The sequence below is a fragment of the Aquimonas voraii genome, assembly GCF_900101825.1.
GTDB lineage: Bacteria > Pseudomonadota > Gammaproteobacteria > Xanthomonadales > Xanthomonadaceae > Aquimonas > Aquimonas voraii.
In genome coordinates, this window is record NZ_FNAG01000002.1 from 356,509 (window position 1) to 368,801 (window position 12,293).

Consider the following 12,293-nt stretch of genomic DNA (forward strand, 5'->3'; position numbering starts at 1 on the left):
CCACGGGCTCGCGCAGGCCGAACGCCCGCGCAAGGATGCGCGGGCCGGGGGTCGGAAACCCTCGGGTGAGCGCCACGGATGGCAGCGAGAAGCTGGATTCAAGGCGAGTGCGAGCCACTGGCTCGCGCAGGCCGAACGCCCGCGCAAGGATGCGCGGGCCGGGGGTCGGAAGCTCTCGGGTGAGCGCCACGGATGGCAGCGACACGCACGATTCAAGGCGCGCTCGGCTCTGCCGCGCGCGAAGCAAGAGGGGCGCTTCCGGGCACTCGCTTGCGATGGTTTCGGTAGTAAACAAGCCGCGCCGCGCAATCGATCCACCGCGCTGGCTGCAGCCCAAGGCCGCAGGGCAACCCGCAGTGCCGCACGCATAAGCAATGGAAACGAGCCATGATATCTGAAAACGTACTCCTGCTGATCGCGCTCGCGCCCCTCCTCGGCGCCATCGTCGCTGGCCTGTTCGGCAAGCAGATCGGTCGCGCCGGTGCGCACTGGGTGACCATCCTCGGCGTGGCGGTGTCCTGCGCGCTGTCGGTGCAGGTGCTTTACCAGCTGGTCTGGGGTGGGGCGCCGGTGTTCAACCAGAACATCTACACCTGGTTCGAGATCGGCGAGTACTCGGCCCACGTCGGCTTCCTGGTCGACCGCCTCACCGCGATGATGATGGTGGTGGTGACCTTCGTGTCCCTGCTGGTGCACATCTACACCATCGGCTACATGGAGGAAGACCCGGGCTACCAGCGCTTCTTCGCCTACATCAGCCTGTTCACCTTCTCGATGCTCATGCTGGTCATGAGCAACAACTTCCTGCAGCTGTTCTTCGGCTGGGAAGCCGTGGGCCTCGTGTCCTACCTGCTGATCGGCTTCTGGTTCAAGAAGCCGAGCGCCGTGTTTGCCAACATGAAGGCCTTCCTGGTCAACCGCGTCGGCGACTTCGGCTTCCTGCTGGGCATCGCCGGCGTGCTGTATTGGCTGGGCACGCTGGACTACCAGACTGCCTTCGACAACGCGCCGCAGCTGGCCGGCCTCACCGTCGAGATCTGGCCGGGCGCACAGTGGGCGGTGCCGACCTTCATCTGCATCTGCCTGTTCATCGGCGCCATGGGCAAGTCGGCGCAGGTGCCGCTGCACGTCTGGCTGCCGGATTCGATGGAAGGTCCGACCCCGATCTCAGCGCTGATCCACGCTGCAACCATGGTCACCGCCGGTATCTTCATGGTGGCGCGCATGTCGCCGCTGTTCGAGATGAGCGAGACCGCACTCGCCTTCGTGCTGTTCATCGGCGCCACCACGGCGCTCTTCACCGGCCTGATCGGTGTGGTGCAGAACGACATCAAGCGCGTGGTCGCCTACTCGACCCTGTCGCAGCTCGGCTACATGACCGTGGCCCTGGGCGTATCGGCCTATGCCGGTGCGGTGTTCCACCTGATGACCCACGCCTTCTTCAAGGCCCTGCTGTTCCTAGCCGCGGGCTCGGTGATCATTGGCATGCACCACGAGCAGGACATGCGCCGCATGGGTGGCCTGCGCAAGTACATGCCGATCACCTGGATCACCAGCCTGATCGGCACCCTGGCACTTGTTGGCACGCCCTTCCTGTCCGGCTACTACTCGAAGGACACCATCATCGAGGCGGCCGGCGTTGCCGCAGGGCAGGGCGGTTGGGTCCAGAACTACGCCTACTTGGCAGTGCTGCTGGGCGTGTTCATCACCAGCTTCTACAGCTTCCGCCTGCTGTACCTGACCTTCCACGGCCCAGAGCGCTTCCGCGACGCGCATGCGCACGACGACCATCACCACGATGCGCATCACGATGACCATGGTCATGGCCACGGACCGCACGAGCCACATGAGTCGCCTTGGGTGGTGACCCTGCCGCTGATCCTGCTGGCGATCCCCTCGATCGCGATCGGTTTCCTCACCGTCGGCCCGATGGTGTTCGGCGACTACTTCGCTGGCGCGATCACCGTGCTGCCGGAGCACGACAGCCTGGCAGGCGTTGCCGCCAAGCTGTGGCACGACGCCCACGGCTGGGTCTCGGCGGCGGTCGGCTTCGGCCTGCACTTCTACGCCTCGCCGGCGTTCTGGCTGGCTTTCGGCGGTTTCGCCGCGGCCACCTACCTCTACCTGTTCAATCCGGACCTCGCCGCGCGGATGCGCAAGAGCTTCGCCTTGCCGGTGCGGGTGCTGGAGAACAAGTACGGCTTCGACGACTTCAACCAGGCGGTGTTCGCCGGCGGCAGCCTGAAGCTGGGGCGCCTGTTCTGGAAGGCCGGCGACACGGCGGTCATCGACGGCGTGGCGGTGAACGGTTCGGCGGCGCTGGTCGATCGCATCTCTGCGGTGGTCCGTAACGTCCAGTCCGGCCTGATGTACCACTACGCCTTCGCCATGATTCTGGGCCTGATCGCGCTGCTCGGCGCGCTGATCTGGTCACTGCGCGTGTAACGCGCGGCATACGGATTACAAGGAAAAATGCCGATGCCCTCGACCCTTCCCCTGCTCAGCCTGCTGATCTGGTTGCCCATCCTGGGCGGCTTCGCAGCGCTCGCCTTTGGCTCCGAACGCGCCAACCAGGTGCGCTGGTTCGCCCTGCTGGTGACGCTCGCCACCTTCGTGCTCAGCATCCCGCTGTACACCGGCTTCGACCCCAGCTCGGCGGCCATGCAGTTCGTCGAGAAGCACGTCTGGATCGAGGCCTTCAAGATCCACTACCACCTGGGCGTCGATGGCATCGCCCTGGCCCTGGTGCTGCTGACCACCTTCACCAGCGTGCTGGTGCTGATCGGCGCCTGGACGTCCGTGGACGAGCGCGTGCACCAGTACATGGCCGCCTTCATGATCCTCGAAGGCCTGATGATCGGCGTGTTCTGCGCGCTCGACGCCGTGCTGTTCTACGTGTTCTTCGAGGGCATGCTGATCCCGATGTTCATCATCATCGGCGTCTGGGGCGGCTACCGCCGCATCTATGCCTCGATGAAGTTCTTCCTGTACACCTTCCTCGGCTCGATCTTCATGCTGGTCGGCCTGGTCTACCTGTACCTGAAGGGCGGCAGCTTTGCCTTGGCCGACCTGTACGCGCTGCCGCTGACCGCCACCGAGCAGATGTGGCTGTTCTTCGCCTTCTTCGCCGCCTTCGCGGTGAAGATCCCGATGTTCCCGGTGCACACCTGGCTGCCTGACGCCCACGTTGAGGCGCCGACCGCGGGCTCGGTGGTACTGGCCGCGATCATGCTGAAGATCGGTGGCTATGGCTTCCTGCGCTTCACCCTGCCGATCGTGCCGGACGCCGGCCACGAATACGCCTGGCTGATGATCACCCTGAGCCTGATCGCCGTGGTCTACGTCGGTCTCGTGGCGCTGGTGCAGGAAGACATGAAGAAGCTGATCGCCTATTCCTCGATCAGCCACATGGGCTTCGTCACCTTGGGCATCTTCATCGCCTTCGCGCTGGTGCGCGGCGGCCGCAGCGACGGCGCCGAACTCGGCCTGCAGGGCGCGATGGTGCAGATGATCAGCCACGGCTTCATCTCGGGTGCCATGTTCAGCTGCGTGGGCGTGGTCTACGACCGCATGCACACCCGCATGATCAAGGACTACGGCGGTGTGGCCAATGTCATGCCGATGTTCGCGGCCTTCATGGTGCTGTTCGCCATGGCCAACAGCGGCCTGCCGGGCACCTCGGGCTTCGTCGGCGAGTTCATGGTGATCTTGGCCGCCTTCCAGCAGAGCCCGTGGATCGCGGCAGTCGCCGCGCTCACCCTGATCATCGGCGCGGCCTACACCCTGTGGATGGTCAAGCGCGTGATGTACGGCGAAGTGGCGAATGCCAATGTCGCCGCGCTCAAGGACCTGCGCGGGCATGAGTTCCTGGTGCTGGCGTTGTTCGCTGCCGCTGTCCTGTACTTCGGCATTCATCCCAAGCCCTTGACCGACCTGATGGACGCCTCCATCGCCCAACTCGCGGCCCAGCTTGCCGCCAGCAAGCTGTAAGCGAGGACGACGACCATGATCACTGCCTCCGACTTCATTCCGCTCACTCCCGAGCTGTTCCTGCTCGGCGCCGCCTGCGTGCTGCTGCTGGTGGATCTCTTCATCAGCGATGCGCGCCGCGGCCTGACCCACTTCCTCGGCCTGCTGACCCTGCTCGCCACCGCTGCGCTGGTGCTGCGCGACGGCATCGCGGGTGAGGCGGTCACCGCGTTCGGCGGCATGTTCATCCGCGACGGCGTGGCCGACGTGCTGAAGGTGTTCATGCTGATCGTGACCGGCGCGGCCTTCGTCTATGCCAAGCCCTACCTGCAGGACCGCGGCCTGTTCAAGGGCGAGTTCTATGTGCTCTGCCTGTTCGCCGTGCTCGGCATGATGGTGCTGGTCTCGGCCGGCAATCTGCTCAGCCTTTACATGGGTCTTGAGCTGCTGGCGTTGTCGTCCTACGCGCTCGTCGCCATCGACCGCGACAACAAGCTGGCCACCGAAGCGGCGATGAAGTACTTCGTGCTCGGTTCGCTGGCCTCGGGCATGCTGCTCTACGGCATGTCGATGGTCTACGGTGCCACCGGCAGCCTCGACATCGCCACCATCCAGGCGGCGCTGAGCGGCGTCGGCGACAACCGCGGAATCCTCCTGCTGGGCGTGGTCTTTCTGGTGGTCGGTATCGCCTTCAAGTTCGGTGCGGCGCCCTTCCACATGTGGCTGCCCGATGTCTACCAGGGCGCGCCCACTGCAGTCACCGCCTTCATCGGCTCGGCGCCCAAGCTGGCTGCCTTCGGCATGGCCTACCGGCTGCTCGAAGGTGCGGTCGGTGACGTCAGCGAGTGGCGCCACATGCTGGCTTGGCTGGCGGTGCTGTCGCTCGCCGTGGGTAACGTTGTGGCTATTGCGCAGACGAACCTGAAGCGCATGCTGGCCTACTCGACGATCTCCCACGTCGGCTTCCTGTTCCTCGGCCTTGCGGCCGGTACCGAGCAGGGCTACGCGGCGGCGATGTTCTATGCGATCTGCTACGCGATCATGTCGGTTGGTGCCTTCGCCTCGATCATGCTGCTGGCGCGCAAGGGGTTCGAGGCGGAGGAGATCATCGATTTCCGCGGCCTGAACCAGCGCCACCCCTGGTTCGCGTTCCTGATCCTGCTGCTGATGGGCTCGCTGGCTGGCTTCCCGCCGCTGTTCGGCTTCTGGGCCAAACTGACCGTGCTCGAAGCCGCGGTCGGCGCAGACATGCTGTGGCTGGCTCTGGTCGCGGTCGTGTTCGCGGTGATCGGCGCCTTCTACTACCTGCGCGTCATCCGCACCATGTACTTCGACGCCCCGGAAGACGGCAGCCACCATCCGCTGAACCCTGACCCGCAGCTGCGCTGGCTGCTGACCGTGAACGGGCTGGCGATGCTGGTGCTGGGCATCTTCTGGAGCCCGATCATGCAGTGGTGCCTGCGCGCCACAGGCGCGTGATGGCAGCGTAGCCCGCCGGCGAAGCCTCAGGGGCGTTGAAGCTGCGCATCCGCTGAGGCTTGCTACAAACCAAGAAGGGCGCTCCGATGAGCGCCCTTCTTGGTTTGCGGGGTGTCTCGGCGACCGGCCCGCTGTGCTCAGTAGGCGCTCTCATGCACGGCCTGCACCGCGCGCCCCGAGGGGTCGACGATGTTCTTCAGGCTGGCGTCCCACTCCAGGGCCGCTGCCGTTGAACAGGCCACGGACGGTCCACCGGGCACGCATTCCGCGGCCCAGGCCTGCGGGTAATGACGCTCGAAGATCTCACGGTAGAAGTAGGCCTCCTTGCTGACGGGCGTGTTGTAAGGAAAGCGGAACTTCGCGCTCTCCATCTGGGCGTCGCTGACCTGGGCGGCGGCATGCGCCTTCAGCGAGTCGATCCAGCTGTAGCCCACGCCGTCGGAGAACTGCTCCTTCTGCCGCCACAGGATCTTGTCGGGCAGATAGCCGGCAAAGGCCTCGCGCAGGAACTGCTTCTCGATGCGGCCGCGCGGTTTGCCCGAGAGCTTGACCTCGGGGTTGAGCGACATCGCCACGTCGATGAAGCCGCGGTCGAGGAAGGGCACGCGCGCTTCCACGCCCCAGGCCGACATCGATTTGTTGGCGCGCAGGCAGTCGAACAGGTGCAGGGCGTCCAGCTTGCGGACGGTTTCCTCGTGCAGGGATTTCGCATCCGGCGCCTTGTGGAAGTAGAGGTAGCCGCCGAACAGTTCGTCCGAGCCCTCGCCCGAGAGCACCATCTTGATGCCCATGGCGCGGATCCGGCGCGCCATCAGGTACATCGGCGTCGATGCGCGGATGGTCGTCACGTCGTAGGTTTCGAGGTGGTAGATGACATCCGACAGCGCGTCGATGCCTTCCTGCACGGTGAAGTGGAATTCGTGATGCACCGTGCCGATGTGCGCGGCGACCTCGCGTGCGGCCTTGAGATCCGGCGATTCCTTCAGACCCACCGCGAAGCTGTGCAGCTGCGGCCACCAGGCCTCGGTCTTTTCATCTTCTTCGACGCGGCGGGCGGCGTACTTCTTGGCGATGGCCGCGACCAGCGAGGAATCCAGCCCGCCTGAGAGCAGCACGCCATAGGGCACGTCGCTCATCATGTGCGACTTCACGGCAGCCTCGAAAGCAGCGCGCAGGGCGGCGCGGTCGGTGGGGCCGTCCTTCACCGCGTCGTAGTCGCGCCAGCCGGGCTGGTAGTAGCGGGTCGGCTCGGCATCGCCCTTGGCCCAGTAGTGGCCGGGCGGGAACTCGCGAGCTTCCTTGCAGACCGGGGCCAGCGCCTTCAGCTCGGAGGCGAAGTACAGGTTGCCGTGGGCGTCGTGGCCGTAGTACAGCGGAATGATGCCGATGGGGTCGCGCGCGACCAGCCAGTGCTGCTTGGCGTCGTCCCACAGCACGAAGGCGAACATGCCCTCCAGCTGGTTGAGGAAGTCGTGGCCGAACTTGGCATACAGCGGCAGGATGACCTCGCAGTCGGAGTGGGTCTGGAAGGCGTAATCGGCTTCAAGTGCCGCGCGCAGCTGGCGGTGGTTGTAGATCTCGCCGTTGACCGCCAGCGCCTGGGTGCCCTCGGGCGAGAGCAACGGCTGCGCGCCGGAATCGACGCCGACGATGGCGAGACGCTCGTGCACCAGGATCGCCCGCTCGTTGGCATACACGCCCGACCAGTCCGGGCCGCGATGACGCATGCGGCGGGAAAGGTCCAGCGCCTGCGTGCGCAGGGCGGCCGGATCGGAGCGGAGATCGAGGATGCCGAGAATCGAACACATGGACTGCAGGCCGCCGTCAGCAAGGAGTGAAGGCCCGATTCTATGCCAGCCCTCGACGGTGGTTTCGCAGCGCAACAGGCCTCACGACGCTTCGGACTTCACTCCTCGATGTGCGGGCGACGGCCGCTTGCGTTCGCGCTGGCGGCGCTCGGACTGCGCTGCTCAAGCTGGCGCGTGAAAGCAGGGCCGAAGCTCTCCACGACGCGCCGAAACCGCGCGAAGCTTTCGACGCTGGCCTCCGGCGCCTCAGGGCCCGCATCCGCCCACCAGAAGCCGACCGCTCGGCCCTGCACGGCAATCGTGGCCAACAGCATGCCGCCGGACGGCGGCCAGTCGGCCAACCCCGGGGGCAGCTTGCCGACCACGCCCGCGCGCTGTGCCTGGGCGATCCGGAAGGCCACGCCCGGCTGGGCGAGCAGCAGCCTGACCAGGCCCGGCTCGCCGACCGGCAGGCGCAGGTCGCGGCCCGCCTGACCCTGGGTGAAGCCGAAGCTGAAGAAGCAGGCCAGCGCCGAGCGATCGGTTTCGCGCAGGAACAGCGCACAGCGCTTGAGGCCTAGCCGCGCGAACAGGCGGACGACATCGGCCAGCAGGCTGCGCAGGTCGGGATGCCCCGCCTCGCAGCGCCGGGCGAAGCCCGCAAGCGCATCATCGCCGGCAGGCGATGGCGCGGCAGCGGCGGGTGCGGCCGTGGCCACCGCCGAGGCGTCAGACTTTGCCGCGGGCTGACCCGCGCTTGTGCGCGCCAGCGCGCGCGGCGCCCGCGGTGGCCTCAGCAGGCCGGCCGCCGGCGCCGGCGCATCGGCTCCGAACATGGCCTCGTGGCTGGCGAACAGGGCCTGCCGATGCACGCCGCGCAGGATTTCCTCGGCCGACTTCCCGGACACGGCGGCCGCCGCCTGGATCAGGCTGCGCGTCCGCGGGCTGTACCAGTCGACGCCGGCCTCCAGCGCCAGTACCTGCGCGAGCCCGCAGAGCAGGCCGCGTTCGCGAAGCGCGATCTTGAGCGGCGCCGGCAGGCTGGGGACTTGGGTTGCGCCACGCACCTGTCGTGCCGCCCGAGCGAGAAGCATCGGCGACCAGCGGCAGCGTTGCAGGGACTCGGCGCAGGGCAGGCCGAGGTCTTGGAGGTGCCACACGTTGAGAGCGTCGAGGTCGGCCCCCAGCAGCTCCCGTTCGACTCGGCTGCGACGCTCGCCGGCCTGCACCCGGCGCTCGATCTCGACGGCCAGCGCCGGTGCTGCCAGCGGCAGCTTCCAGCGCGCCACATCCAGCAGGGTCAACATCGACAGGCGCGCATCCTCGTCGGAGGCGAGTGCTGTGCGCAGCCAGTGGGCGAGGAACAGCCAGGCAAGTCGGCTGGTCGCCATGGCCTGCAGGCTCAGCCGATGGCCGGGCTGTGCACGGTCATAGCGCTGGCGGGGCAGGCCGCGCAGCAGACGCTGTACGCCGCCGCTGCCGAGGCGGTGGATGCCCTGCTGCAGTCCGCGCAGTTCGTCCTCTGCCGAGGTCCTGGCATTGGCTGCCAGCAGGATCGAAAGCGCCAGGCCGGGCTCGCGCTCGGCCAGCGACTGCAGGCGGTTCAATTCGATCGCGTCGCCCAGGGCGAGCCGGTGCTCGGTCTCGGCGACGAAGCAGGGCAGGGCTGTCTGCTTGAGCTGCCGCAGCAGCGGCAAGAGATGTGGCGGGCGGTGGAGAGCGTTCGACATCGATCTCGGAGCTAGGAATGGCGGCGGCGCGAGCCTCGCAGCCGAGGTCCGCTCAGGCACGCAGCCTGCAGTTTCCGTGCCCGCTGGTGGGGCTGCCGGGCCTAGCCGATGGTGGCCTGCCCCGAGGCGAAGAAGCGCCGGATCTCTGTCGCCGTGCGCGCGGTTTCGGCCAAGTGCAGATGGTGCCCGCCGGGCAGGCGCACGCACTGCACCTGCGGCACGCAGTCGAGCCGCGCTTGGACGTGCAGTCGCGGCAGCCGTGGGTCCGGTGTATCTGCTGCGAGCACCAGCACCGGCATCGACAGCGCGCGCAGCAGCTGCTGCACCTGGGCCTCGCTCATCGGTATCGCTGACGGCAGCTGCAGGCGCGGGTCGGCCGCCCAGATCCAGCCGTTCTCGACTTCGGTCAGGCCGCGCTCGACCAGCGGCGCAATGGCCGCCGCGCTCACCCCATTCAGCTCGGCGCGCTGCAGGCAGGCGTCCTTGACGCCAGGGAAGAGGCGCCGCCGCGGCCGCGGTTCGCGCCGTGCCGACAGCGCGCGGCGCAGCCGGGCCGCGGCTTCGGCCTCGTCCAGGCTGAGCGGGCCCAAGGCGTCGATGCAGATCAGCCGGTCGACGCGCTCGGGGGCAGCGACGGCGAACAGGCTGGCGATCGCGGCACCCATGGAGTGCCCGAGCAGCGCGCATGAGGACCATTCCAGCGCATCCAGCACTTCCTGCAGCTCGGGCAGATGGTCGACCAGGGCGTAGCTGCCGGCAGGCGGGCGCCAATCGGAGCGTCCGTGTCCCGCCAGATCAAGCGCGAGCACTTCAAACTCTGGCAGGGCATTGGCCAGGGCGGTGAAGCTCGCAGCATTGTCCAGCCAGCCGTGCAGGGCGAGCACGCGCGGCGCGCCCTCGACCGTCGGCGGGAAATGCAGGGCGGCCAGGGTGCCGGTGGCCAGCGGGAATCTGCGTTCCGTGCAGTGGCGCGAAGAGCCCGCGACCATCGCAGGTGCAGGTCCGGGGTCGCCCTCAGCCACGCTGGAACTGCTCGAAGCGCTGCGCCCGCAGTGCAGCCGCGGCCGTCTCCGCTTCGCCATCCCAAGGGGCCGCCGCGAACTCCGGCCAGCCGGAGCCCTGGCGGCGCAGCAGCGGCAGCAGGGCCTGCACGTGGGCGGCGCTATCGTTCAAGGCGGGCACGTAGCGCAGGGCTTCGCCGCCGGCATGCAGGAAGATCTCGGCATTTTCGCCGGCAATTTCCTCGATGGTCTCCAGACAGTCCACCGCGAAGCCGGGACAGACCACGTCCAGCCTGCGCACGCCCTGGGCGGGTAGGGCGGCGACCGTTTCGTCGGTGTAGGGGCGCAGCCATTCCTCCTTGCCGACGCGCGACTGGAAGCTGAGCTGCCAGGCGTCCCGCGGAAGCTGCAGGCGCTCGGCGACCTCGCGCGCGGTGAACTGGCACAGGCAGTGGTAGGGATCGCCTGCCGTGAAGTAGCGCTTGGGAATGCCGTGGAAGGAGAACAGCAGGCGATCGCCGCGGCCGTGGGCCTGCCAGTGCTGGCGGACGCTCTCGGCGACGGCGTCGAGCCAGGCCGGCTCCCGGTGGTAGTCGGTGATGAAGCGCAGTTCCGGCTGCAGCCGCCAGGTCTTGAGTTCGTCGACCACGGCATCGAACACCGAGGCCGTGGTGGTGGCCGAGAACTGCGGGTACAGCGGCAGCACCAGCAGGCGGCGCAGGCCCCGGTCCTTCAGTTCGCGCAGCACGCTGCGGATCGAGGGGTTGCCGTAGCGCATGGCTACATGCACGCCCAGCGGCCGACCGTCCGAGGCCAGGGCGGACTGCAGTCCGGCGGCGAGGCCGCGGGTATAGGTCAGCAGCGGCGAGCCCTGCTCGGTCCAGACCTGCTGGTAGGCCTTGGCTGAGCGCCGCGAGCGCAGCGGCAGGATCACTCCGTGCAGAAGTGGCATCCACAGGACTCTTGGCAGCTCGATGACCCGCGGATCGGCGAGGAATTCGGCAAGATAGCGACGAACCGCGGCGGGTGTCGGGGCGTCGGGCGTGCCGAGGTTGACCAGCAGGACGGCGGTGGTTTCCCGGCTGCCGTGGCGGTAGTCGGGTTGGCCAAGATAGGACATGCGTTCTCCGCGGGAGGGGGGTCGGAAATCCTGGGGCGCCAGAGGCAGCGGATTTGGCGCTCGAAATCAAGCGCTTAGACGGGGCTGTCGCGGCTGTTCAGGCGCGCGAGGCCCTGCTATTCTCGCCTGAGGCGCCGCCAGAGCGCCGTGACGATTACATGACGACCGCAAAGGACGTGGCCTTATGCGCCCGATCGCCCGCAGGCTGACCCTCGCCTTCGGACTGCTGCTGAGTGCAGCGGCCGGCGCGCAGCCGTATGGCTACGCCTCGGGCACCGACCCGGACAGCCCCGGCCTCCGCGACGCGCTGTATCGCGTCGATCTGGCCACGGGAGCCACCACCCGCATTGGCTACGTCGGTTTCCGCGACATTGATGGGCTGGCGCTTCACCCCGACGGCTCTCTGTACGGCGCCGCGGACGGGACTGCAGAGGCAGGCGGAACCAGCGATCTTCTGACCCGGATCAACGCCCAGACGGGCGCCGGCAGTTTCATGAGTCATTTTGCCGGCCTCGCCGGGCAAGGCCCCGGTCAGGGCGGGCAGCTCGACTACGGCCTCGCGATCACCTGTGACGGTGCGGTGTGGCTTTCCTCCGACACGCTGGGCCACCTCTGGAGGGTCGATCCGGCCACGGGGGCGGTCGATCGCGTTGTCACCGCTGGACCGCCGCTGTCCGGTCTGGCGGCGCGCGGCTCGCAGGTGTTCGGCGTGTCGGTGGATCCCGATACGGCCCTGTACCGCTACGACACCGTCAGTAAAGAGCTGGTGCGCGTCGGCCCGATCGCGGTGATCGACCGCGTGTTTGACGTCGGCCTTGACTTCGATGCGGAAGGTCGGCTGTGGGCGCTGCTCGACTACCTCGTCCCGCCCGATGGCTTGCCGCGGCTCGCCCAGAATGATCTGGTCGAGATCGATCCCGACACTGCGCTGCTGCTCAGCAGCAAGCCCATCACCGGCGCGGGCAGCGGTCTGAACCGGGTTCAGCTCGAAGGCCTCGCGGTGGCGCCACCGGCCTGCCCAGCGGGTGGTACCCCGCCGAGCGTGTCACCTGTCTCGGTGTCTGCGTTTTACGGCCCCGGCAAGCTGTTGCTTGCGTTGGTGCTCGCGTTGTCCGCGGCCCAGGCCCTGCGCCGGCGCATCTGAGCTGCGCAACCATCGATAGCGCGCCCAGACCGGGAGAGCACCTCGCCCGCTCGGCTCCTTTTC

General features: G+C 67.6%; 8 protein-coding genes. 4 read left to right on the top strand and 4 right to left on the bottom strand.

The genetic code is table 11. The features are described from left to right. The first annotated feature begins 387 nt into the window (after positions 1-387). From nuoL to nuoN, 3 genes are read left to right on the top strand one after another with little or no spacing between them, the layout of a single operon-like run. Positions 388-2,445, top strand: coding sequence for an NADH-quinone oxidoreductase subunit L (nuoL, locus tag BLP83_RS06180; RefSeq protein WP_091240184.1), 2,058 nt, complete (start codon positions 388-390; stop codon positions 2,443-2,445). A 33-nt stretch (positions 2,446-2,478) separates the two neighbouring features. Beyond that, entirely contained in the window at positions 2,479-3,990 is a 1,512-nt protein-coding gene (locus tag BLP83_RS06185) for an NADH-quinone oxidoreductase subunit M (RefSeq protein WP_091240187.1), read from the top strand. Positions 3,991-4,005: 15 nt separating this feature from the next. Next, the gene (nuoN, locus tag BLP83_RS06190) at positions 4,006-5,448 is read left to right on the top strand and encodes an NADH-quinone oxidoreductase subunit NuoN (RefSeq protein WP_091240190.1); all 1,443 of its coding nucleotides are present in this window, start codon (positions 4,006-4,008) and stop codon (positions 5,446-5,448) included. 137 nt (positions 5,449-5,585) lie between these two features. Here the strand turns inward: nuoN and asnB are convergent, their stop codons facing one another. From asnB to hemH, 4 genes are all read right to left on the bottom strand, one after another. Then, positions 5,586-7,256, bottom strand: coding sequence for an asparagine synthase B (asnB, locus tag BLP83_RS06195; RefSeq protein WP_091240193.1), 1,671 nt, complete (start codon positions 7,254-7,256; stop codon positions 5,586-5,588). A 98-nt stretch (positions 7,257-7,354) separates the two neighbouring features. Then, positions 7,355-8,965 carry a hypothetical protein gene (locus BLP83_RS06200; protein ID WP_091240194.1) on the bottom strand — a complete coding sequence of 537 codons (1,611 nt, stop codon included), beginning with the start codon at positions 8,963-8,965 and terminating at the stop codon, positions 7,355-7,357. Positions 8,966-9,066: 101 nt separating this feature from the next. Then, complete coding sequence (locus BLP83_RS06205; protein WP_176764034.1) at positions 9,067-9,954, bottom strand: alpha/beta fold hydrolase; 888 nt, start codon at positions 9,952-9,954, stop codon at positions 9,067-9,069. Between the two features lie 25 nt (positions 9,955-9,979). Continuing rightward, a complete protein-coding gene (gene hemH / locus BLP83_RS06210) occupies positions 9,980-11,086 on the bottom strand; it encodes a ferrochelatase (RefSeq protein ID WP_091240199.1) in 1,107 nt (368 codons plus the stop codon). A gap of 184 nt (positions 11,087-11,270) precedes the next feature. Between hemH and BLP83_RS06215 the strand changes: the two genes are divergently transcribed. Further along, a complete protein-coding gene (locus BLP83_RS06215) occupies positions 11,271-12,230 on the top strand; it encodes an NHL repeat-containing protein (protein ID WP_091240202.1) in 960 nt (319 codons plus the stop codon). Positions 12,231-12,293 lie beyond the last annotated feature (63 nt).

Excerpts from the sequence above, each read along its gene's own strand:
- nuoL (WP_091240184.1), top strand. The coding sequence starts at position 388 with ATGATATCTGAAAACGTACTCCTGCTGATCGCGCTCGCGCCCCTCCTC.
- BLP83_RS06185 (WP_091240187.1), top strand. The coding sequence starts at position 2,479 with ATGCCCTCGACCCTTCCCCTGCTCAGCCTGCTGATCTGGTTGCCCATC.
- nuoN (WP_091240190.1), top strand. The coding sequence starts at position 4,006 with ATGATCACTGCCTCCGACTTCATTCCGCTCACTCCCGAGCTGTTCCTG.
- asnB (WP_091240193.1), bottom strand. The coding sequence starts at position 7,256 with ATGTGTTCGATTCTCGGCATCCTCGATCTCCGCTCCGATCCGGCCGCC.
- BLP83_RS06200 (WP_091240194.1), bottom strand. The coding sequence starts at position 8,965 with ATGTCGAACGCTCTCCACCGCCCGCCACATCTCTTGCCGCTGCTGCGG.
- BLP83_RS06205 (WP_176764034.1), bottom strand. The coding sequence starts at position 9,954 with ATGGTCGCGGGCTCTTCGCGCCACTGCACGGAACGCAGATTCCCGCTG.
- hemH (WP_091240199.1), bottom strand. The coding sequence starts at position 11,086 with ATGTCCTATCTTGGCCAACCCGACTACCGCCACGGCAGCCGGGAAACC.
- BLP83_RS06215 (WP_091240202.1), top strand. The coding sequence starts at position 11,271 with ATGCGCCCGATCGCCCGCAGGCTGACCCTCGCCTTCGGACTGCTGCTG.